This is a genomic window from Mycobacterium sp. 852014-50255_SCH5639931 (genome assembly GCF_001665605.1).
Taxonomy (GTDB): domain Bacteria; phylum Actinomycetota; class Actinomycetes; order Mycobacteriales; family Mycobacteriaceae; genus Mycobacterium; species Mycobacterium paraffinicum.
Genome location: NZ_LZSV01000010.1, coordinates 104,119 through 126,187, shown reverse-complemented (window position 1 = coordinate 126,187; position 22,069 = coordinate 104,119). Strand labels below are relative to the sequence as shown.

At 64.9% G+C, this 22,069-nt stretch carries 20 protein-coding genes; 8 read left to right on the top strand and 12 right to left on the bottom strand.

Annotated elements, in window-relative coordinates; translation table 11 throughout:
* The first annotated feature begins 255 nt into the window (after nucleotides 1-255).
* Nucleotides 256-996 (top strand): SDR family NAD(P)-dependent oxidoreductase, encoded by a 741-nt coding sequence (locus A5758_RS05120; RefSeq protein WP_067737345.1) that lies wholly within the window; start codon nucleotides 256-258, stop codon nucleotides 994-996.
* Here the strand turns inward: A5758_RS05120 and A5758_RS05115 are convergent.
* The 7 genes from A5758_RS05115 to A5758_RS05085 form a co-directional block, all read right to left on the bottom strand.
* The gene (locus A5758_RS05115) at nucleotides 993-3,821 is read right to left on the bottom strand and encodes an RND family transporter (RefSeq protein WP_067737342.1); all 2,829 of its coding nucleotides are present in this window, start codon (nucleotides 3,819-3,821) and stop codon (nucleotides 993-995) included. The two genes, A5758_RS05120 and A5758_RS05115, sit on opposite strands and share 4 nt — an antisense overlap.
* A complete protein-coding gene (locus tag A5758_RS05110; RefSeq protein WP_067737339.1) occupies nucleotides 3,818-4,216 on the bottom strand; it encodes an MmpS family transport accessory protein in 399 nt (132 codons plus the stop codon). Before A5758_RS05110 ends, A5758_RS05115 begins: the two co-directional genes overlap by 4 nt.
* A gap of 221 nt (nucleotides 4,217-4,437) precedes the next feature.
* Nucleotides 4,438-4,875, bottom strand: a complete 438-nt coding sequence (locus A5758_RS05105; protein ID WP_369816385.1) for a hypothetical protein — start codon at nucleotides 4,873-4,875, stop codon at nucleotides 4,438-4,440.
* Nucleotides 4,865-5,065 carry a hypothetical protein gene (locus tag A5758_RS05100; RefSeq protein WP_067737333.1) on the bottom strand — a complete coding sequence of 67 codons (201 nt, stop codon included), beginning with the start codon at nucleotides 5,063-5,065 and terminating at the stop codon, nucleotides 4,865-4,867. The genes A5758_RS05105 and A5758_RS05100 overlap by 11 nt, the downstream gene beginning before the upstream one ends.
* 24 nt (nucleotides 5,066-5,089) lie before the next feature.
* On the bottom strand, nucleotides 5,090-6,547 hold the full coding sequence (locus A5758_RS05095; protein WP_067737330.1) for a hypothetical protein: 1,458 nt from the start codon (nucleotides 6,545-6,547) through the stop codon (nucleotides 5,090-5,092).
* Between the two features lie 94 nt (nucleotides 6,548-6,641).
* Nucleotides 6,642-7,259: a hypothetical protein gene (locus A5758_RS05090; RefSeq protein ID WP_067737328.1), complete on the bottom strand. Its 618-nt coding sequence runs from the start codon at nucleotides 7,257-7,259 to the stop codon at nucleotides 6,642-6,644.
* A gap of 43 nt (nucleotides 7,260-7,302) precedes the next feature.
* A complete protein-coding gene (locus A5758_RS05085) occupies nucleotides 7,303-9,738 on the bottom strand; it encodes a glycogen/starch/alpha-glucan phosphorylase (protein WP_067737325.1) in 2,436 nt (811 codons plus the stop codon).
* A gap of 328 nt (nucleotides 9,739-10,066) precedes the next feature.
* Here A5758_RS05085 and A5758_RS05080 point away from each other — a divergent pair, with 328 nt between their 5' ends.
* A complete protein-coding gene (locus A5758_RS05080) occupies nucleotides 10,067-10,900 on the top strand; it encodes an alpha/beta fold hydrolase (RefSeq protein WP_067737323.1) in 834 nt (277 codons plus the stop codon).
* Between the two features lie 2 nt (nucleotides 10,901-10,902).
* Here A5758_RS05080 and A5758_RS05075 read toward each other — a convergent pair whose 3' ends face one another.
* Nucleotides 10,903-11,226 carry a multidrug efflux SMR transporter gene (locus A5758_RS05075; RefSeq protein ID WP_067204578.1) on the bottom strand — a complete coding sequence of 108 codons (324 nt, stop codon included), beginning with the start codon at nucleotides 11,224-11,226 and terminating at the stop codon, nucleotides 10,903-10,905.
* Between the two features lie 42 nt (nucleotides 11,227-11,268).
* Entirely contained in the window at nucleotides 11,269-11,664 is a 396-nt protein-coding gene (locus A5758_RS24975; RefSeq protein ID WP_082939585.1) for a hypothetical protein, read from the bottom strand.
* A 146-nt stretch (nucleotides 11,665-11,810) separates the two neighbouring features.
* Here A5758_RS24975 and A5758_RS05065 point away from each other — a divergent pair, with 146 nt between their 5' ends.
* The 5 genes from A5758_RS05065 (at nucleotide 11,811) to A5758_RS05040 (ending at nucleotide 16,118) form a co-directional block, all read left to right on the top strand.
* Entirely contained in the window at nucleotides 11,811-12,734 is a 924-nt protein-coding gene (locus tag A5758_RS05065; RefSeq protein ID WP_067737318.1) for an alpha/beta fold hydrolase, read from the top strand.
* Complete coding sequence (locus tag A5758_RS05060) at nucleotides 12,731-13,183, top strand: DoxX family protein (protein ID WP_067737316.1); 453 nt, start codon at nucleotides 12,731-12,733, stop codon at nucleotides 13,181-13,183. The genes A5758_RS05065 and A5758_RS05060 overlap by 4 nt, the downstream gene beginning before the upstream one ends.
* Nucleotides 13,184-13,242: 59 nt before the next feature.
* Nucleotides 13,243-14,016, top strand: coding sequence for an SDR family NAD(P)-dependent oxidoreductase (locus A5758_RS05055; RefSeq protein ID WP_369816384.1), 774 nt, complete (start codon nucleotides 13,243-13,245; stop codon nucleotides 14,014-14,016).
* Complete coding sequence (locus A5758_RS05050; RefSeq protein WP_067737313.1) at nucleotides 14,017-14,976, top strand: phosphotransferase family protein; 960 nt, start codon at nucleotides 14,017-14,019, stop codon at nucleotides 14,974-14,976.
* A gap of 443 nt (nucleotides 14,977-15,419) precedes the next feature.
* Entirely contained in the window at nucleotides 15,420-16,118 is a 699-nt protein-coding gene (locus tag A5758_RS05040) for an MspA family porin (protein WP_231987227.1), read from the top strand.
* Here A5758_RS05040 and A5758_RS05035 read toward each other — a convergent pair.
* Both A5758_RS05035 and A5758_RS05030 read right to left on the bottom strand, forming a co-directional pair.
* Nucleotides 16,115-17,410 (bottom strand): acyl-CoA dehydrogenase family protein, encoded by a 1,296-nt coding sequence (locus tag A5758_RS05035; RefSeq protein WP_067737307.1) that lies wholly within the window; start codon nucleotides 17,408-17,410, stop codon nucleotides 16,115-16,117. The two genes, A5758_RS05040 and A5758_RS05035, sit on opposite strands and share 4 nt — an antisense overlap.
* A gap of 29 nt (nucleotides 17,411-17,439) precedes the next feature.
* Nucleotides 17,440-18,222 carry an enoyl-CoA hydratase/isomerase family protein gene (locus A5758_RS05030; RefSeq protein WP_067204558.1) on the bottom strand — a complete coding sequence of 261 codons (783 nt, stop codon included), beginning with the start codon at nucleotides 18,220-18,222 and terminating at the stop codon, nucleotides 17,440-17,442.
* A 315-nt stretch (nucleotides 18,223-18,537) separates the two neighbouring features.
* Between A5758_RS05030 and A5758_RS05025 the strand changes: the two genes are divergently transcribed.
* Nucleotides 18,538-19,227, top strand: a complete 690-nt coding sequence (locus A5758_RS05025) for a sensor domain-containing protein (RefSeq protein WP_067737304.1) — start codon at nucleotides 18,538-18,540, stop codon at nucleotides 19,225-19,227.
* Between the two features lie 143 nt (nucleotides 19,228-19,370).
* Here A5758_RS05025 and adhE read toward each other — a convergent pair whose 3' ends face one another.
* Nucleotides 19,371-22,004 (bottom strand): bifunctional acetaldehyde-CoA/alcohol dehydrogenase, encoded by a 2,634-nt coding sequence (gene adhE / locus A5758_RS05020; RefSeq protein ID WP_067737302.1) that lies wholly within the window; start codon nucleotides 22,002-22,004, stop codon nucleotides 19,371-19,373.
* Between the last annotated feature and the right edge of the window lie 65 nt (nucleotides 22,005-22,069).

The window sequence follows — 22,069 nt, the reverse complement described above, 5'->3', positions numbered from 1 at the left end:
ACGGTGCTCGCGGCAGTCGCCGCGTTGACGATGGCGATGTGTGTCGGCTATTACTTCGGCCGACGCGCGGGGGCGAGACCGCCAAGCTGGAGAAGGCGAACGAGCCGGGTGGCCCTGGGGCGGCTCGCGCTCAGTCTGCTCGTGTTGTTAACCGCACGCCGTGCGATGACCTTGTGGGGGCCAAGATTCGTTGCTCCCCTCGCGCTGCTGCGGGGTGGCGTTGCGCGGATGCGGTATTGAGCGACACGGACTGATATGTCAACGCTAGAGGGCAAGGTCGCCCTGGTGACCGGAGCGTCGTCGGGCCTCGGCGCCGAGACGGCTCGGCTGTTCTCCCGCGAGGGCGCAACGGTTTTCGGCATCGGCCGGGATACGGCACGCTTGGCCGAGGTATTCGCCGACGTCCAACATGGTTCCTACGCATCGGTCGACGTTTCCTCTGCGCAGGCCTGCCGCGACGCGGTCGAGCAGTGCGTGCGCGAGCTGGGCGGACTCGACGTCCTGGTCAACGTCGCCGGCCACCACCAGATGCGTCGGACGGAGTCGATGACCGATGAGGACTGGGCGCACGATCTTGCGGTGAATCTGAACGGGCCGTTCTACCTGTGCCGGGCCGCGTTGCCGCACCTGCTGGAGCGGGGCGGGAACATCGTCAACGTCGGCTCCATCGCCGGTGTCGAGGGCCAGGCGTACTCGGCAGGCTACTGCGCCGCAAAGCACGGCCTGATCGGACTTACCCGCGCTCTGGCGGTGGAGTACACCGCGGATCGCTTGCGCGTCAACGCAATATGCCCGGGCGGGATGCTCACGCCGCAGATCGAACATTTCAGCGCGCCGGACAACCCCAACTACGAGCTGATCATGCGCACCGCCTCGCCACGCGGCATGATGCAGCCCCTCGATGTGGCGAACGTGATCGCCTTCCTGGCCAGCGATGCCGCCGCCGCCGTGCACGGCGCCGTCTATCGCGTCGACAACGGCAAAGGCGCCGGCTAGCGCGCGACCGCCGGACGGCTGCGGACCAGGGTCGGCCACCAGAACCACGGCCCAAGGATTCGCAGGATGCACGGCACCACGAACGAACGCACGATCAGCGTGTCGAGCAGCAGGCCGATGCACACGGTCGAACCCACCTGGCCGATCGTCCGGAGATCGCTGGTGAGCATCGCCAGCATGGTGAAGGCGAAGACCAGGCCCGCCGATGTCACCACACCGCCCGTGCTGCCGAGCGCGCGGATCAGACCGGTGTGGATTCCGCCGTGCAGCTCCTCTTTGACCCTGTTGATCAGCAGCAGGTTGTAGTCCGACCCGACCGCCACCAGGATGATGAACGTCAGCGGTAGAACGAGCCAGTGCAGGTGCAGGCCGATCAGGTGCTGCCAGACAAGTATGGACAGGCCGAACGCGCCGGCGTAGGAGAAGGCCACGGTACCGGGAATCACCAAGGCCGCCACCAGACTTCGCGTGATGAACATCATGATCAAGAAGATCAGCACGAAGGCGGCGATTGCCGCGATCATGAGATCGGACATCGCGTATTCCTTGATGTCCTTGTCGTTGGACCCCGAACCGCCGATGTAAATCCGTGCGCCGGCCAACGAGGTCTCTTTCAGGATCGTCTTTATCGCGTCGGGGAACTGTTCGACGTGTTCCACGCCCTCGGGGCCCATCGCGTCGCCCTCGTGGGTGACTATGAACCGGGCCGCCTTGCCGTCGGGCGACATCATCAACTTCATCCCCGTCTTGACGTCGTCGTTGTCGAAGCCCTCGTGCGGGATGTAGAAGAAGTCGTCGCTGCGGGACTTGTCGAAGTCGTTCCCGACGTTGATCAGATCATCGAAAGTTTGCTCCGTTTGGACGGTTTGCAGATCGGCGGATCCGTAACTGTTGACCAACTTCGACTGCAGTGCCTCGGTGTCGTCGGCGGTGGCTTTCAGTTGGGCGATGATCTGCGGGAAGGTCTTGTCCACCTCCTGCAGAGACACCTTCGCGTCCGCGATGTCGTCGGCCAACTTGTCGATTTGATCGATGGTCTCGAACAGCGAACGAAACGTCCAGCAGATGGGAATGTCGAAACAGTGTCTCTCCCAATAGAAGTAGCTCTTGATCGGACGGAAGAAATCGTCGACGTTCGAGACCTCGTCCCTGATGTCGTCGCTGACCCTTTGGAGGTCTTCGACGGTGAGTACCGTCTGGTGCAGTTCGTCGGACACCTTCTGGAAGAAGCCGACCTCTTTTCGTAAGACCTCGACGGAGTGCGCCTGGATCTCGGCCTGCGCGTCGGTGTTGGCGTTCTGCTCCCTGTTGAACGGGAGTTGTTGGCCGTTGCCGCTGCCCTGCGTGGTGAACAGGTACGGAATGCTGGCGTGCTCGAGCGCCCGGCCCAAGGGTCGCGTCATCCCTTGCACCATCGCCACACCGTGCAGGCGAATCAGCGCCCGCGCAACGCGGTCCAGCGAGATGAAGTCGGCCGAGTTGCGCATGTCGTGATCGGTTTCCACCATCAGCATCTCGGAGAACAGCTTGCTCTTGGGGAAGTGCCGATCCGCCGCTTGGAAGCCGAGATTGGCGGGCGCACTGGCAGGCTGGTATTGCCGATCGTCGTAGTTCTGCCGGTACGTCGGCACGAAGATCGCCCCGAGCATGACGACGGCAGAACTTGCCGCCAGAACCGGCACCGGCCAACGCACTACGCTCGCTCCGATGCGCCGATAGAGACGCCCTTGGGCGTTGGTCCTCGGGTCGAACATCCCGAACAGGCTGCCGACGGTCAGCGCCGCCGGGCCCAGCGTCATCGCCGCCGCGATGGTGAACAGCATGGTGATCGCGACGGCCGGCCCCATGGTGTGGAAGTAGTTAAGGCGCGCGAACGTCAAGCAATAACATGCGCCGGCGATCGTCAGGCCGGAGCCGATGATGATGGGCGCGACACCCTTGTACGCGATGTAGAAACTGTCCTCCCGGGTTTCGCCCGCCTGTCGCGCCTCGTGATACCGGCCCATCAAGAAGATGCCGTAATCGGTTCCCGCTCCCAGGGTTAGCGCGATGACGATGTTCACCGCGAACGACGAGAGTTCGATGTACCCGAGGTGGCCGAGCGTGGACACGATGCCCTTAGCGACGAGCATTTCGATGAGCACGCCGAGCAAAGGCACCAACAAGGTTGAAGGCGCGCGATACACCAGCAGCAACATCACCACGATGAGGCAGATGGTGACGATCGTGACGTTGTTGAGGCTGGCATTGGCGATGGCCAGCGTGTCCGAAGCCAGGGGAGCCGCGCCGCTGACGTAGACCTTGAGGCCGGGCGGCGGCGGGTCCTTCTTGATGATGTCGCGGACGGCGTCCACGGATTGGTTGGCTTGAATCTGGCCGATATCGCCGGCGAGACGCAACAGCACGTAAGTGCACTTGCCGTCCACGCTCTGTGCCCCCGCCGCGGTGAACGGCTTGCCCCACAGGTCCATCACGTATTGCACGTGCCGGGTGTCGTGCTGGAGGCGGCTCATCAGATCGTCGTAGTACCGGTGATCCTGGTCTCCCAGCGGTCGGTTCGCCTCGAACACCACCATGGTCAAGTTGGTCGAGTTGGATTCGTGGAACTTTTCGCCGATGTGCAGCAGCGCCCGTTGTGAGGGCGCGTAGTGCGGGACCATCGGTCCGGCGAGTTCTTCAGCGACCCGTTCCACTTGGGGCATAAAGGTGTTCGTACTGACCGCGAGCAGGCCCCAAAACAAGATGATCGGTATCGCGAAAGCCCGGACCATCCTGGGGACGAACGGGCGCTTGACCCGGGGCTCGTCGAAACGGTGCTCGCTCATGCCGACTTGACCCTGCACTCAACGTCGGCGTCCTGATGGTCGTCCGACTGTTCGTCACGGACCACGCCGTCCACGAGCATTCGGCAACCCACCTGACCGCCGTGGACATGCACCGAGATGCTGCCGGACGCTACCGAGAGCGTGGTCGTCTCCGTGTGGGACCACGGCAGAGTTGTGATTTCGACCTGATGCGGATGGCCGTCGATGTCGATGTAGACGAGTTTCCCGCCCTGCGCGGCGGAGCCGAACACCTCATAGGTGATCCGTTTGAGGTTGAACTGCTCGGGAGCCTGCGGGCCATTGACGGTGATGACCGGCTCGGGTTCCGAGAACTGGTGCACCTTGTACATGCAGAGCAGACCGACACCGACCGCGACCACGCTGACCAACGGCATCCAGGCTCGCTCCAAGACAGTCCTGCTGACTGAACGAGGACTCACTCGTTCATCTCCCCGAACCCCTCCTGACCTTGTGTTTGTTCCATCCCCGACCGCCGTGCGAATGCGGCAAGACCAGGTGGTATATCAATCTGGTTGATATGTCACGGTAAAGAGACTACTGCAAGCGGGCCGCAGGCGCGATCTCGGTGTGCCGGACCTCGTCATGCGGACCCCCCTTACGATGCGGTGGGCGCGCTGCGCAGCTGCCTCTTCAACCGTGCGCTACCGAGCAGGCGAAGGGCCAGGTTCGTGGAGGTCAGCATGGGGATCACCCCGAGAAATGTCCGCTCGGACGGTGTCGCTCCGTGCAGGTGGTAAAGGCTGCCGAATACGTAAAAGCAGCCCAGCATGAACAACGCGCCGGGGATGCAAAGCGCCATGAAGGAACTGCGATCGGCGACGATTTGCTTCGCGTAATCCAATTCTTCCGGTGACATCGGTTCGCGTTTGCGCAGTTTGCGCACCACCTCTTTGGCGCTCCCGATTTCCTCGCTCATCGGGGTGGTTGGTCGCCTCTCCATCCGCCGTACGAACACGGTGGCGATGGCGGCCAGCGTCAACGCCAGCCCTAAAGCGACGACGGTCAGCAGACCGAACAAACCCTCAGTCACCATCAAACTCCTTCTGAGTCACCGCTTCCGGGCGTTGACGGTCACGGACGATCAGCCCCAACAGGACGGCCAGGCCGAGCGGCACCAGCACCTTGAAGACGATTGAGGCGTGCGGGTAGAGCAACGCGTAAGCGATTGCCCCGATCGCCGCCATGGCGAGCAGGATGCCGCGGTTGATCTTGTCGGTACTCATCGATGAAAACCTTACTTCTGGGCATCAGAACCCGAAGTCGCCACCGCTGGAGTCCGACCCACCGCCGCCGAAATCGGAGCCGCCGAAGTCGGATCCGCCGCCGGAGTCCCAGCCGCCGCCGAAGTCCACGTCGTCACCGCCGGAGTACGAGCCCTCGTTGCCCGCGAAGCCGGTGTCGGCGCCGGAATCATAGCCCCCGCCGAACCCGACGTCGCCTTGCTGGCTGTCGTAGCCGGCGCCTTGGCCGCCGTCATAGTTGGCATCCGCATACGCCGAGTCGCGGCCGGCCTCGAAGCCGCGGTCGTAGCTGCCGCCCCAATGGTCGTCCAGCACCGCATCCATCAGCAGGACATCGGTGAGCGCCCAACCCCAACCCGCGCCCCAGAACGCGTACGGGTAATAGCCGGGGTAGAAGAACATTCCGTTGTAGTAGCCACCCCCGTAGTAGTGCGGATAGCCGGGCTGCGGGGCGGTGCTGTAGTTGTTGTTGTTGATCGTCACGTACTCACCGGTGTCGGGATTCTTCGCCCGCACCGAGGCCTGCTTGCGCTCGTCCTCGGGTACCGAGTCGACAGCGCCAACATTGGGCACGGGGCGTCCGAGCTTCTGGTAGGCCCTGGCCACCGTGGACTCCACTACTCGCAGGTGCGCCCTCGCCGCGCCGTAGTCGCCTGTCTCGTAGGCCTTTCGGGCGTCGTAGAGGCTGGCGTTGGCCTTGGTCGACTCTGCGCTGACGTCCGTATCGCTGTTGGCGAGCACCGCGTTGTCGATGTCCCCGACACCGGATTCGGCGGCGATCAACTCTTGTTTGATCTGCTCGCGCTCCTGTGCAGCCTTGCGGCGCTTGCGACTTCGGCCGACAGCGAACGAGACCAAGGCGACCACGCTCAATGCGACGGCAATGAAAACCAGCATGGTCCACAGCCATGCCCAGCGGTCGGGGTTCTTGTGCACGACGGGCGAGGTGGTGGACGCCGGCCCCCCGGAGGACACGTCCAACCTGGTCAATTTGCTGACGAATTCACTCGTCGCGCCCTGCGGGTCGTTCCGGTGGCTCCTGGCCGACTGGCTCATGAACGGATCGACGCTGTCTGCGATCGCCTTGGGCACGTTGTAGGCGCGCACGTGATAGCCCCTGGAGTCGATGACCAGAATAATCCCGCTGAATGCGGGATTACGTCCGAGGATGACGTTGTGGATGGCATCCGGGGTGGTCACCCCGGTCTGACTGGGCGCCACCGCCGCCACCCAGATCGGTGGCGTGGAACTCCACGTCCAGCGGCTGGTGAGGATCTGGTCGTTCAGCCTGTCCGGGTCCCGCAACGCCGGATTCGCCCCCGGGTCGGCCACCACGTGGGTCTGGGCGTTGTACTTGCCCACCAGCTGATCTGTGTAGGTGTCCGCCGAGGCGGACGGCGCGAGCAGCACCGCCAGCATCGCGGTTAGCGGGGCCAGCACAAGCCCACGGAATCGTCGGGTCACTTTCCTCCTGCCAGGGGTCACGGTGTCGATCCTTGCGGTGGACCTTGAAAACGTCCACTGTCGACCCCCGCAAGGAAGCCAACCCCGGCTATCACTAGGTCTGGCTTTGGTCGATGTACCCGCGGGGGAGCACCGAGAAGTCAACGCACGCCGCGGCCAGGATGTCGCCCAGGTGTGGGTCGACCGGCGCGGCGAGGGTGAGCATCGCGCCCGCCGATGGTGCCTTCAGGGTCGCGACGTTGTGGTTGGTCAGCAACTGAATGGCTTCGGATTCGATGTCGCTCCAACCGGTGTGAACGGTCATCAGGGTGAGGACGCCGAGCGCCTCGCCGGACGGCGACAACAAGCGATGATGCCAGGCGCTGTCCGCCTTGTGTCCGGTGTGCGGCCGCACCACCGCCAGCGCAGTGCCGCCACCGTCTTCCAGGCGGACGGCGCCGTCGGCGGGGACGATTTTTCCCACCGGGGTGCCGCGGTTGGTGATCGTGGTCGTTCCGGCCACCGCGATCTTGAGTTCGTCACCGCTGGCCGCGGACAGCGTGTACTCGCTTTTACCCCCGTTTTTAAAGCCGAATAGCACTGCGGCACCGCCTTTTTGCTGGGCATGCGCCAGTTCCGTGCCATCGGGGGTCGCGAGCTCGACGCGCAACGCGTTGGAGGTCGACCTGTTCAGGCGCGCGAGGACGACGGCTGCATTGCCCAGAATCGGCATGGCGAGATCCTAGGCCCGGGCGCAGCGATTATCAGCCGCTTGCTCACATCTTGACGGTCAGCGGCCACACGTTCCAGATGTCGTCGCAGTACTCGGTGATCGCGCGATCCGATGAGAACTTGCCGCTACGGGCGGTATTCAGGATGGACATCTTCGTCCACGACTCCCTGTCCTGCCACGCGGCGCTCACCTGTTCCTGGCAGTTCACGTAGGCCGCATAGTCGGCGCACACCAGGAAGGGGTCGTCATGGCGCAGGTTGTCCACCAGGGGCCGGAACACCTCGGTGTCGCCGCGCGAGAACGTGCCGCCGGCAATCAGGTCGAGCACGGCGCGCAGCTCGTCGTTGCCTTCTATGTAGTCGGCCGGGCGGTACCCGCCCGCCTTGACCGCCTCGACCTCCTGCTCGGTCAGCCCGAACAGGAAGAAGTTCTCCGGGCCCACCTCGTCGCGCATCTCCACGTTCGCGCCGTCAAGCGTGCCGACGGTCAGGGCGCCGTTGATCATAAACTTCATGTTCCCGGTGCCGGACGCTTCTTTGCCGGCGGCGGAGATCTGCTCGGACAGGTCGGCGGCCGGGTAGATCATGTGGGCGTTCTGCACGTTGAAGTTCGGCACGAACGCCACCTTCAGGAACCGGTTGACGTCCGGGTCGGCGTTGACGGTTTCCCCAACGGCGTTGATCAACTTGATGATCCGCTTGGCCATGAAGTATCCGGGCGCGGCCTTGCCGCCGAAGATGAAGGCCCGCTGCGGAATCGACAACCCCGGGTCCTGCTTGAGCCGGTGATACAGCGCCACGACGTGCAGCACGTTGAGATGCTGACGCTTGTACTCGTGGATGCGCTTGACCTGGACGTCGAACATCCAGTCCGGATTGAGTTCGACGCCGGCCACCGAGCGGATGTATTTGGCGAGGCGCGCTTTGTTGTTGCGTTTGATGTCGCGCCATTCGCGGCGGAAGGCGGCGTCGTCGACGAATGGCTGGAGACCACGCAGGCGCCCGAGATCGGTCAGCCAGCCGTCCCCGACGGTGCGGTCCAGCAATTCCCGCAGCCCGGGGTTGGCCAGCGCCAGGAAGCGGCGCGGCGTCACGCCGTTGGTCTTGTTGCTGAACCGCTCCGGCCACAGCTCGTAGAAGTCTTTGAGCACACTGCTTTTCAGCAACTCGGAGTGCAACGCGGCTACACCGTTGATGGCGTGGCTGCCGACGGTGGCCAAATGCGCCATCCGGACGTTCTTGCCGCCGTTCTCGCCGATGAGCGACATCCGGTTGACCCGCGCCTCGTCGCCCGGAAACCGGGCACGCACGTCGTCGAGGAATCGGCGGTTGATCTCGTAGATGATCTCGAGGTGGCGCGGCAGCGACTCGGCGAACAGGTCCAGCGGCCAGGTCTCCAGTGCCTCGGGCAGCAGGGTGTGGTTGGTGTAACCGAACGTCGCCACCGTGATTTCCCACGCCTCATCCCAGTCCAGCTGGCGTTCGTCGACCAGCAACCGCATGAGCTCGGCTACGCCGATCGATGGGTGGGTGTCGTTGAGCTGCAGGGCAAAACGCTGGGGGAGCTCCTTGACGGAAACGTCGGCGAGATCGTCCATGATGTGCAGCACATGCTGCAGCGAGCAGGACACGAAGAAGTACTGCTGCAACAGGCGCAGCTGTTTACCCGCCTCGGGCTCGTCGTTCGGGTAGAGCACTTTGGTGACGGTCTCCGACATGACCTCGTCCTCGACCGCTCCGTAGTAATCGCCGGTGTTGAAGGCCTCCAAAGCGAACGACTTGACGGCCCGCGCGCTCCACAACGTCAGCACGTTGCAGGTGTTGACGCCGTAACCCTGGATGGGCGTGTCATAGGCCACCCCCTTCAGCACCCGCCCCGGCACCCATTGGACGCGGTCGTGGCCTGCGTCGTCCGTGTAGTGAGCGGCGTAGCCGCCCCACTTGACCAAGTAGTTGACGTCGGGTTTCGCTATCTCCCAAGGGTTTCCGTGGTCCAGCCAGTTGTCGGTCTGCTCAACCTGCCAGCCGTCGTGGATCTCCTGATCGAAAATGCCGAATTCGTAACGGATTCCGTAGCCGATCGCCGGCCGCTCCAGGGTGGCCAGCGAGTCCAGGTAGCACGCGGCCAGCCGGCCGAGGCCGCCGTTGCCCAGGCCCGGCTCCTCTTCGCAGGCCAGGACCGTGTCCAGGTTCTGGCCCATCGCCGACAGTGCTTCACGGGCGGCCCGCTCCATGCCGAGATTCAGCAGGTTATTGCCCAGCTGCGGGCCCATCAGGAATTCCGCCGACAGGTAGCAAGTGACCTTGCGGCCGAGATCGAGTGAGGTCTGCGTCGAGACCACGCGTCGGTCCTGCATCCGGTCGCGCACGGCCAGTGCGAGCGCCCGGTAGTAATGCTCGGGTCGCCGGGCCGCGGCCGGGCGGCCGATCGAGTAGCGCAGGTGGTCGTTGATGGCCCGCTGCAGCGCGGTCGCGCTCATCCCGGTGCGGGAGTGCTCAATCAGATCGGCCCGGGCGGGGCTGGAGGGGGAGAGCCCATCGGAAGGTGTCTGCTCGACATCGGTCATGGTGGGTCCTACTCCCTCGAGGTTGCCGCAAATCAACCTGTCCGCACCGGGGCGGCAGACCGTCAGTCTGGCAGCGATGTTTGCACGCCAGGCGCGCAGTTGAAGGCTGTTACGTAAACACCAGCTCACTTCCCGGCGACGGTATGGCGTTGAGGCAGCAGAGCTGACGGTGGCGGGAATGGAGCGCCGTGTGTCTCAAAGCGAGGGGTAGCGCGACCAAGGATCCGAATATGTTTCGACCATGTGGAACGTCGACGGATGCAACGTGTTCGGCGAGGCCGCCGGCACCGGAGAGCCGGTGCTGCTGTTGCACGGGTATCCCCAGAGCGCGTCCTGCTGGCGCCATCAGATCAAGGCGCTGTCCGACAGCCATCATGTCGTGGCGCCGGATTGGCCCGGCTTCGGCCGGTCCGCTCCGCCGGCGACCGCACCCACCTACGACAACGAGGTGGAGCGGATCGAACGATTCGTGGCGGAGTTGGGGTGGCAAAGGTTCAACCTGTGCGCCCACGATTACGGTGGCTTCATCGGACTCGGTTATGCCATCCGCCATCCCGAGCGGGTGCTGCGACTCGCTCTGTTCAACACCCGCGCACATGGCATCTTTCGCCCGTGGTTCTACCGCTTCTCGCGGGGCCAACACTGGATCGCTACCCACCCGCCAGCGTCACATGCAGCACAACATCTTCCGTTGGCCACGCTGCACCATTTAGCTCTGGCCCGCTACCGAAGACTCGGCTGTTTCGACACCGCGCTGGAAGCCGGGTATCTGGGCTGGATGAATTCGCCGGAGGGAAAGCGCACCTTCTGGAACTTCTTCGCTCACTATTCGGTGCCCGTCGTCCCGTGGCTCGCGGAGGGACTCGGGACGATCCGGTGCCCGGTCGCCGTCATCTGGGGTGACCGCGATCCTTATATCCCGTTCAGCACCGCGCGCGAACTGGCCGAGTCCATTCCGCACGCCAAGCTGGTTCGGCTGCGCGGCGCCGACCACTACGTCATGGAGGAACGCCCCGACGAGGTGACCACCGCGCTCGTCAGTCTGCTGAGTGCACCGCTGACGGCCCGCGCTTAGCGTCAGTGTGCGCCGGACAGATTCAGGGTCACCACGCCGGCGATGATCAGCCCCACCCCGACGATCTTGGCGACCGAGATCGTCGAGCCGAGAAACAGGACGGCGATCAGCACGATCAGGGCCGTACCGATTGCCGACCACAGCGCGTAGGCGACGTCCGTTTGCATGCCGCGCGAGATCGACAGCGCCAGGAGCGCAAACGAGATTGCGTAACCGGTCAGGCAGATGACCGTCGGCCACAGTCGGGTGAAGCCTTCCGTGCTCTTGAGCAGGCTGGTCGCGGCTACTTCCGCAAGAATGGCGCAGAGAAGTAGGACATACGTCACGATGTCTCCTTGGGTGAGCGACGGGCGGACGGCAGGTGGAAGCTAACCCGAGGAGGATTCCTTGGGGTTGTGGGCCTTCGCTTCGTCCTTCACGGCCTCTAAATGGCCATCGTGTGCGGCCTGCCAGTGCTCATCGGCCGCTTGTTGCAATCGAGCGGTGGGCCCAAGTCCTTGCATTGCGGCGCGTTGATAGTTGTTCGCCGTCTGCTCATGCACCCGCGCCAACTCTTCGTGCCGCTGCGCGGCAGCGTGGTGAGCTTCTTGCGCACGGTGCAGGGATTCTTCAGCACGGCGGCGCGCTAAATCCACGGACTCCGGTGACGGGCGCTCGCCGGCCGCCAACTCGGCCCTTCGCTGGCTGAGTTCCTTCATCCGCTGCTCGACCTTCGCGGCTCGTCCCGAAGGACTCGATTGTCCACTGGGGAGAGTTTCGGCCATCACTAATCCATTCCACGAGCCAACGCCTTAACCGCCCGATATAAGCGATTATGACGCTAGGCCGGTACAAATGACGCGACCGCGAACACGCTGCGTGGTGGTCCGTTCGGTTGCCACCCAGAGGAGGACAACGACATGGGCGCCCGATGAACTCTCCCGCGCGGCCGTTGAAGTTCGATGTCGGCGACGTGATCGGCGAGGAAGCGTCGCTGGCGGCGACGTATTATCCCGCGCGCGCCGGTGCGGAGGCGCCGGCACTATTGGTCTGTCTGCCTGGAGGTACCTACAGTCGCGACTACTGGGACCTGCGCATCCCCGGTCAGCACGGGTACAGCTTCGCCGATTTCGCCACCGGGAACGGCTACGCCGTCGTCACCATCGACCCCCTGGGTACGGGCGAAAGCTCCCAACCCGCACGTGATTTCGGCTTCACCGACATCGCCGCCGCGCTTGCCCATGCGGTCTCCGCGTTGCCTGACGTAACGGGAATCCAAGCACCCCCGGTGGCAATGGCCCATTCCCTCGGCGGCTATCTCGCGATCACGCAACAAGCACTGTTCTCCAGCTTCGCCGCACTGGCCCTGCTCGGGTGCACCAATCAACACGTGGCGCCGCTGAACCTCGATCCGGAATTCATCGCCCGGTCGGCAACCGCGCAGGGACGCGCCGAGCTCGCCCGGGAGATCCTGTCCGCGCTGCCGCAGCCCTATTTCGAGGGTCCGCGCGAGCACTTGCAGAGCTGGTTTCACCTTGCCGATGTCCCGGCCGACGTCGTGGCCGCGGACTGTGTCGTCGCGAAATCGATGGTGCCGCGCGTGTTCGGCACCGCCATGATCCCCGGGGTCGTCGCTGAACACGCCGCGCTGATCGACGTCCCCGTGTTGATCGGGTACGGCGTCGTCGACGTCTCACCGGACCCACGCGCCGAGGGCGGTCTCTATCGCAGCTGTCCGGACATCACCACCCTGGTGCTGGGCGACAGCGCGCACTGCCACAACATGGCGTCGGGCCGGCATCGGCTTTGGCGGCGCCTGCTCGACTGGGCCGCGACCGTAACCTTTGGATCGTGACAAAGGATTTCGACCGGCGGCTCGGTCGGCACACCCCGGCCGTGCTGAGTGCGTTTCGGGTCGTGTACGGATTGCTGTTCGCCGCGTACGGCTCGAGGAGCCTGTTTGATTGGCCCGTCCCGTCGCCCGTTCGCGTCGAGTTCGGTTCCTGGCCCGGCTGGTACGCGGGGTTGATCGAAGTCGTCGCGGGTCTGCTGATCGCGACCGGCCTGTTCACCCGGGCCGTCGCGTTCGTGGCCTCAGGCGAGATGGCGGTCGCGTATTTCTGGATCCATCAGCCGCAAGCGCTCTGGCCCGTCGCCGATCCGCCGGCGGGCAATGGCGGCGGGTTGGCGATCCTCTTCTGCTTCGCTTTCCTGCTGCTGGTGTTCACGGGCGGCGGGAACTACTCGATCGACGCCTTGCGCAGACGGCACTTCCCCTCGACGGGCGATAATGGCATTCTCTGATACGGAGAAGCCATTTCCGTAGGAGGCCGATGATGGGCGTTGACCGACGGTGCGAAGGGATGGTGGCCCTCGTCACCGGCAGCAGCCGGGGGCTGGGCAAGGCGATCGCCGCACGGCTCGCCGCGCGAGGTGCCACGGTCGCGCTGACCGCCCGCACGATGGACCCCGACCCCAAATACGAAGGGTCGCTGAGTCAAACCCTGGACGAGCTGGTGGCCGCCGGCGGGAAGGCCGTCGCGGTCCAAGCCGACCTGTCCCAGTCCGCGGAACGTGAACGGCTTTTCGCGGAGGTGGTCGGCGCTGTCGGCGCCCCGGACATCCTGGTCAACAACGCGGCGGTGACCTTCCTGCGGCCCCTGGACGCGTTTCCCGAACGACGGGCCCGCCTGATGATGGAGATGCATGTTCTCGGCCCACTGCAGTTGAGCCAACTGGCGATTCCGGCGATGCGCGAACGTGGGCGGGGCTGGATCCTGAACCTGACCTCGGTGGGCGGCGATCTGCCTCCGGGGCCGCCGTTCTCGGAGTTCGACCGCACCGCGGGCTTCGGGATCTACGGGACGGTCAAGGCCGCGCTCAACCGGTTGACGAAAAGCCTTGCGGCCGAGCTGTATGACGACGGGATCGCCGTCAACGCCGCCGCTCCCAGCAATCCGGTGGCCACGCCGGGAGCCGGCACCCTCGACCTGGCCAAGACCGATACCGAGGACATCGAACTGATCACCGAGACGGCCTATCGGCTGTGTACCGGTGACCCGAAGACCCTGACCGGCCGCATCGCGCACACCCAGCCCTTCCTCGCCGAGGTCGGCTGGACCAAGCCCGCCGGCTGAATGGCCGAGCTCGAGCCGGGCCAGTTGCGGCGACGACTGGACGGCGCCGGGGTGACCGGCGTCTCGCCGCTGTCCGGGGGTGCCTCCAGCCTCACGTTCGGCGGCGCCCTGGATGGCCGACCGGTGGTGATCAAGGTTGCTCCGCCCGGTGTCGAGCCCGTCGCGCATCGCGACGTACTCCGGCAGGCACGCATCATCAAAGCCCTTGCCGGGACGCGGGTTCCGGTGCCCGAGGTGCTGTGGGAGGACAGGGGAGAACCGCCGCACACGCCGCCCTTGTTCGTGATGTCACGCGTCGATGGCGACTGTGTCGAACCGCTTTTCGACGGCGGTTCCGGATCCCCCGGTCTTCCCGATCGGTATCGCAACGCGTGCCGGGCCATGGCCGCGTTGCACGGTCTGTCACCGAGTGAGCTAGGGCTGGGCGGTGAACCGATCGTCGACGCGGTCGCCGAGGTTCGGCGGTGGTCCGACACGCTGCAGACCGTCGACGCGGCGCTGGCGCCCGATTGGCCGGGGGTGCGTGACGCGCTGTTGGGTTGCGCGCCAACGGCTATCAGGCCGAGCGTGGTGCATGGCGATTTCCGGCTGGGCAACCTGATGGCCACCGGACCCCGCATCAACGCGGTAATCGATTGGGAAATCTGGTCGGTGGGTGATCCGCGTATCGACGCCGGCTGGTTTCTCATCAACTGCGACCCGGACACGTACCGGCGCGTTGCGGGCTCGGCGGGAATGGTGCCGCCCGTCGGTGAGCTCGCCGAGATCTACCAGGAAGAGCTGGGCCGCGAGGTCACGGACTTGGCCTGGTTCAGCGCGCTGGCGTGCTTCAAGTCGGCGGCGACGTGGTCGCTGATCGTCAAACACAATCGGCGCAGGCGCACACCGCGAAAGGAATTCGAAGACATGGCGGCAACGCTCCCGAGGCTGCTGGATCGGGCGCGGGCACTGCTGGATTAACGGGGCACCCGATCAGCTGCAGTTGGCGTGGAGATTTTGGCACCACATTCCGACGCCACCCCAGTCACCTGACGAGCCGACTGAATCTTCGTATGGGTTCGTCATTGTGGTCGGGAACTGGATCTGCCATTCGTCGATCGTCGGGATGTCGTCCACCTGGCCCGGGTCGGGGGACGCGAGCGCTATTCCCACCGCCATTCCGGTGCCGCCCGTCAAGGCAGCAAGGGCCGTCAAACCCACGATAAGTAGAGCAGCAAATCTAGGTTTCATCGTCACGGCCCTTCCGTCGTCTGCCTGAACCGCCGGCTAACAGGGCTCAATTCTACCTTCGGCGTCCATATCGCATAAGAGTCACAAAGACGCAACAACTTTGATCGGCCGCCAGCAAATTTCGCGACTCGAAACGGCACGTGCGTACGTTGGCGTGCGTGAGGCCGGTTGCCGTGGTCGTTCGTCGCGCGCTGGTGGTCGCCGCTTGCCTCGTTATGTCTGTGGTCACGGCGCCGGCGGCGACCGCTGATCCCGATGACGGTCCCGAGATCGAGCCTGCCGCTGCAGCTTCGGCACCAGCCGGGGGAGCGGTGCCCTCGAATCCCCCCGTCATCCTCAACACCCCAGACGGCTGGACCCTGGGGCTGGGCGCGAAGGACGAGGCGCAGGTTCCGGTGGCACCGCTGACCACCTCCGTCGCGTCGCGCGAATACATGGCGAGCGGCATCTACGTCGGCTCGCTGAGAGGATCGGAAGAGCCCCACGGCGTCCTGGAAGTGGGCTATCAGATCGGCTGCGGGATCGATATGAGTACCTCCAACGGCGTGATCATGGAGGGCGGTGTCGGCATCATCCCGGGCGTCAGCCCCACCTTCGACACCACCGGTACGTTGCCGCCCCTGCTGCCGTTTGTTTCGACTCCGATGAACGGCGTGATGAGCATCGGCATGAAACCCGGCCTCGTCCTCACCGTGCCGGTGATCAAGAAACAATTCAAGGGTGCCAATCCCTGGGTCATGATCAGCAACTTCCACATCAAAATCGACGGGTGCGTGGGCCAGTCGTTCATCCGCTCCTATGCGGTGCTGACCCGGATGACCGACCTGTCCGACGTGGTGCTGTCGTACGTCGGCGTCACCAAATCGGTTTAACCGCGGGGGATGCCGGCCAGCCTGTCGGCGAACTTCGCCTCCGCGGCCGCGCGCAACCGCAACAGGTGCTCGGACGGGAACAGGTCGGGCGCCGGCTCGCGGTCCTTCAACAGCAAGCGGGCCAGCGTCACCTTGTGCACCTCGGTCGGCCCGTCGGCAAGCCCCAGCACGAACGACTCCACCAGGTACTGCACGAACGGCATCTCGTGCGTGGTGCCCAGTGATCCGTGCAGTTGCAGCGCCCGCGACGACACGTCGTGCAGCACCTTCTGCATCATCGCCTTGACCGCCGAGATATCCGCCCGCACCGCCTTGTAATCGTTGAATTGGTCGATTTTCCATGCGGTCTGCAGCGTCAGCAGCCGGAAGGCCTCGATCTCCATCCACGAGTCGGCGATCATCTCCTGAACGAGTTGCTTGTTGGACAGCACCTCACCCTGGGTGTACCGCGACACCGCCCGCTCGCAGAGCATGTCGAAGATCCGGCGGACCAGCCCGACGGTGCGCATCGCGTGGTGAATCCGCCCGCCGCCCAGGCGGGTTTGCGCGACCACGAAGGCGCCACCCCGCGGACCCAGCATGTGATCGGCCGGCACGCGCACGTTCTCATAGCGGACATAGCCCTCGCGCCCGCCGCCCACCGGCTGATAGCCCAGGCCGACGTCGCGCAGCACGTTGATGCCGGGGGTATCGCCGGGAACGACGAACATCGAATAACGCTGGTACGGCGGCGCGTCGGGGTCGGTCATGGCCATCACGATGATGAAAGAAGCCATCGAGGCGAAAGACGAAAACCACTTCTCGCCGTTGATGACCCAGTGATTCCCGTCGGGTACAGCGGTCGTGCGGAATACCTTCGGATCGGCCCCGCCCTGCGGCTCGGTCATCGAAAAGCAGGACACGATCCGATTGTCGAGCAGCGGCTCAAGGTAGCGGGCCTTGAGCTCCGGAGTGCCGTAGTGCGCCAGGATTTCGCTGTTGCCCGAGTCGGGAGCCTGAGAGCCGAAGACGATCGGCGCGCATTCCGACCGACCCAGAATCTCGTTGAGCAGCGCCAGTTTCACCTGACCATAGCCCGGGCCGCCCAGGTGCGGACCGAGGTGGGTGGCCCAGAGGCCGCGGTCCTTGACGATCTCCTGCAGCGGCGGGATCAGGGCCTGGCGGACCGGATCGCTGAGGTCGTGCGACTCCTTGACGATCAGGTCGATCGGTTCGCACTCCTCGCGCACGAAGTCCTCGACCCACTTGAGTTGCTGTGCCCACTCGGGATCGGTGGAGAAGTCCCACGCCATGCGGCGTCCTTTCTAGGTTGCTGACTCCGTCACGACGTCCACTTCTTGCGGCGCTCGGCGGCCTCGTCGGTGGCGTGCGAGATCACCTGGTTGCGGTTCTCCAGCTCGAGCGCCGCCGAGAGATTCGCCGCGTCGGTGTTGACCTGGAGGGCCCGCTTGGTCAGTTGCGCGCCCAGGGAAGAATGGCCGGCTATCAGCGACGCCAACTCTACGGCCCGCTCCGCCAACCGATCCGGCTCGACGACCTCGCTGACCAGGCCGCGCCGATCGGCTTCGGCGGCCGACACGGTGCGCCCGGTGAGCATCCAGTCGGCGGCCACGCTGGTGCCGACGATGCGCGGCAGGTGGTAGCTCATGCCCATCTCGGCGCCGGAGAGTCCGAGCAGGATGGCGGCGTTGCCGAATGACGCGCTCTGCGAACAGATTCGGATGTCGGCCGCCAAGCATAGCGCGAGGCCGGCCCCGACGCAGGGGCCGTTGACCGCGGCGATCACGGGTTGCGGCAGCGCACGGACGGCTTCCACCAGGCCCGCCATCTGCTCCTGGAAGCGCATCCGCTCCAGCGCGGGTGCGGTGGCCTCCAGCATCGATGGGCCGAAGTCCCGCACGTCGATGCCGGCGCAAAAGCCTCGCCCCGCGCCGGTCAGCACCACCGCGCGCACTGAGCGGTCGGTGGCCAAATCGGCCAGCGTCTGGCGCAATTCGGCTTGCATCGCCTCGTTGATGGCGTTGAGCTGCTTCGGGCGGTTCAGGCGCAGCACAACGACACCGTCGCACGGCCGATCGAGCTCCAGCGCGCTCGGCACGCTCACACCCGCTCGATGATGGTCGCCGTGTTGAAGCCCGTCCGCTCGGCCCGCGCGGTGCGGCAGCGAACAGACACGGCCCGCCAATGTGGGGCGTGCGGTCCTCCGTCGGGGCGGCCTCGGCCGCGCGGCGCGCGTACCGCATCGAGGATCGAGGCGTCGATGACGACTCCCATCGTTCGGGCGCGGTAGCTGACAGGACACGGTCATAGTAATCCGTCTCTCGATCGTGGAGAACTCTATTCTCCGAGTCGGCGAAGCGATTCTCGCGCGCACCCGCATAGGCTTGGTGACCATGCGGCGGTGCGGTGAAATAGGCCGATGAGGTCAGCGGGCAAGTGGCTTGCGTTGTCGATCCTGGTGCTGTCCGCGCTGACAGCGGGATGCACCGTGATGACCGACGGGAGGGTGGTTGCGGCTCCGACGTTGGGTCATGCCCCGCAACCACTGCCGACCGGCGCGCTGTCTGGATTGCTGCTCGATACCGGCGATGTTGGCTCCATCATGGATGCTCACCTGGAAGTCGTGGCTTCCGCCGACACGATGTACACCAATCCTCCCCTCGAGGATGGATGCTTGGTTTGGGCCGAAGCGCAGGAGTACTCCTACCAAGGCAGCGGTTGGACAGCTGTGCGCGTTCAGGAACTCAAGGACCACCGCGATCGTGCGGACCACATCGCCTACCAGGCGGTGGTGGCGTTTCCTGGGGCTTTGGCCGCCCATGACTTCTATGCAAGCCAGGTGACCGGCTGGGCCAACTGCGATAACCGGCGTGTCGATCTGCACGACCCCGGCGACCCGAACCCCCATTACTGGTCGCTGAGTAAGGCCAGCGTCGAGGACGGCGTCTTGGCGATAACTCGGGTTCAAGAAGAAGGTGTGGAGGGTTGGGCGTGCCAGCGGGCGTTGACGACCGCGAACAACATTGTCGTCGACGTGAGCGCCTGCGCCGACCACATCGACGATCGGGGTGCTCAGATCGCCAAACGGATCGCAAGAAAGATCCCGTAAAAGCGAGAGCTGCCGAGGAGAATCCGACGTCGAGCACATCGGTACTCCAATCTGTCCTAGCTCGGTGACGAAAGTTTCTGCAGCATATTGGTTTTGGGAGATCCGGTGGTTGGGTGCGGGAGGATATGGTTGGCCTCAATGCCTCAGCTGCGCGGCTGAGGTTGTGCTTCGGCATCGCCGTAGAAGGCCACCCGAAGCAAAGCGGAGATCTCGCTCACCAAGGGCATCCGCGGATTCGTGCGGTTGCTGAGGTCCTCGAAAGCCGTCATCGCCAACGCCGGTAGCGCCCCTAGGTACTCCTCCTCGTCGACGCCGCACTCGCGCACCGATCGTGGCATGTTCAGTCGGTTCAGCAGATCATCGACCCCATGAAACAACCGGTCGCGGCATTCGTGCGGCTCATGGCCGCCGAAGATCAGCTGACCGAGCTGCGCGTACTTGTCCGGGGCCACGTAGGCGGAATAACCCGGCGCGGGCATGAACTTGCTGGGCAGACTTGCGTTGTAGCGCAGCACGTGCGGCAGGAAAATACCGTTCGCCCGGCCATGCGGGATCTCGAATCTCGCCCCGACCGCATGGGCGAGCGCATGATTGGTCCCGACGAACGCGTTCGAAAAGGCAAGCCCGGCAAGGGTTGCCGCATTGGACATGTCAGTGCGCGCCGAAAGGTCGCCGGGGTCGTCGTATGCCCTCGGCAACGCATCGAAGATCAGTCGCGCCGCCTGGGCGCACAACGCATCCGTATACGGCGACGCGAAGATCGAGACGGCCGCCTCCAGCGCATGGGTCAGCGCGTCGATGCCGGTGTCGGCGGTCAGCGTCTGCGGCATCGACGAGGTGAGGACCGGGTCGACGACCGCGAGGTCAGGCACCAGGCTGTAGTCGACGAGCGTCTCCTTCTTTCCGCGCACCGTCAACACCGCCGCCGGCGAGACTTCCGATCCGGTACCCGATGTGGTTGGGACAGCAACCAATTGGACGCGATGGCGGTCGACCGGATAGTCGGCCACGCGCTTGCGCGGGTCGAGGAACGGCATCGTCAACTCGTCGAGGCTCTTTTCCGGGTGTTCGTAGAACAGGCGGATCGCCTTGCCGGCGTCCAGCACCGAGCCGCCGCCCACGGCGACCAGCAGATCGGGTTGGACCCGCTGCAGCATCGCGACACCACGGCGGATGGTCCTCTCGTCGGGCTCCGGTGTCACCTCGTTGAACACCTGCACGTGTGGGGCGCGCAACTTGCCGCGCAGCACCTCGACCACGCCGCGCTCTTCGGTCGGGACGTCGGTGATCACCACGACGGTTTCGCAGTCGAGATCGCGCAAGTTGTCCAGTGCGCCTTCGTTGAAGTAGGTGTTGGACGGGACACGGAACCACTGCGGCGGGGTGCGGCGCCGCGAGACGGTCTTGATGTTCAGCAGTTGCAGATAGTTGACGTTCTCCGTCGTGCTGGACCCGCCCCAGGTGCCGCAACCCAGCGAGAACGTCGGTGTCAGGTTGTTGTAGACCCCGCCGAGGGCTCCGACCGCAGTGGGCGCGTTCACCAGGATGCGGCCCGTGCGAACCGCCAGACCGTATGCCTCGATGACGTCCTCGTCGTTGGCGTACACCGCCGACGTGTGACCCAGCCCCCCGTGCTCGGTGACCAGGACGGCCACGTCGATGGCGTGCTGTACGCCGCGTGCGCGCACCACGCCGAGCACCGGCATCAGCTTCTCCTGCAACAGGGGATGCGAAGCGAGTTCATCCAGGTCGGCAGGTAGCTGTGCCAGCAGCACCTTCACGGTCGGCGACACGCTGAAGCCGGCTCGGGCGGCCAGCTCCGACGCCTTCTGCCCAACCGCCTCGTGCGCGATCTTGTCGCCGCAGCCAAAGGCGAACTCCGCCACCGCCGTGGCCTCGCCGGGAGTGAGCACTCGGGCGCCCATCCGCTCGAACTCGGCGATCACCTCGTCGTATACCTCGTCGTCGATGATGCAGGTTTGTTCGGCCGGGCAAATGACCGAGGAGTCAAAGGTTTTCGAGATCAAGATGTCGACGACCGCACCTTTCAGGTCGGCCGTCTTGTGAACGTAGATGGGCGCGTTGCCGGGACCGACGGACAGCCCGGGCTTTCCGGCCGAATTCGCCAGGGCGACGATCTTCGGTCCGCCTGTCACCCATATGAAATCGACTCCGGCGTGCTTGAACAGGTAGTGCGTCACCTCGTGCGCGGCATCGGGAATGACCTGCAGCGCCCCGGGCGGCATCCCGGCCGCTTCGGCCGCGGTGCGGAGGATTTCGAGGCTGCGTTCGCAGCAGCGCACCGCATACGGTGACGGCCGGAAGAGGATCGCGTTGCGAGTCTTGGCGGCGACGATCGCCTTGAACAGCACCGTCGAGGTCGGGTTGGTCACCGGGGTGATGCCCAGCACGACCCCGATCGGCTCGGCCACGTGGGCGATGTTGTGTTCGACGTCCTCGTCGATGACTCCCACCGATTTCTTGCCGCGCAGATAGTCGTGCAGGAACTCGGTGGCCACATAGTTCTTGACGACTTTGTCCTCGAAGACGCCGAAACCCGTCTCCTCGATCGCGATGCTCGCCAGTTCGCCGGCGGCGCGTACCCCCGCGCGCACCATGGCCTCGACGATCGCATCGACCTGCTGCTGGTCGAGCTTGCGGAATTCTCGGGCAGCCTGGGCCGCCGCGCCGACGATCGCGTCGAGTTCGCGTATGCGCTGTTCTGTGACGGCGGGCGGCTCGAGGGACGAGGCGGTCTGAGTGCGGGTAGTGGTCATGATCGGGTTTTCGGCTCAGGAAGGGAACGCTAAGGGTCTCCAGAATGGGCAGATGCTGCGTCGTC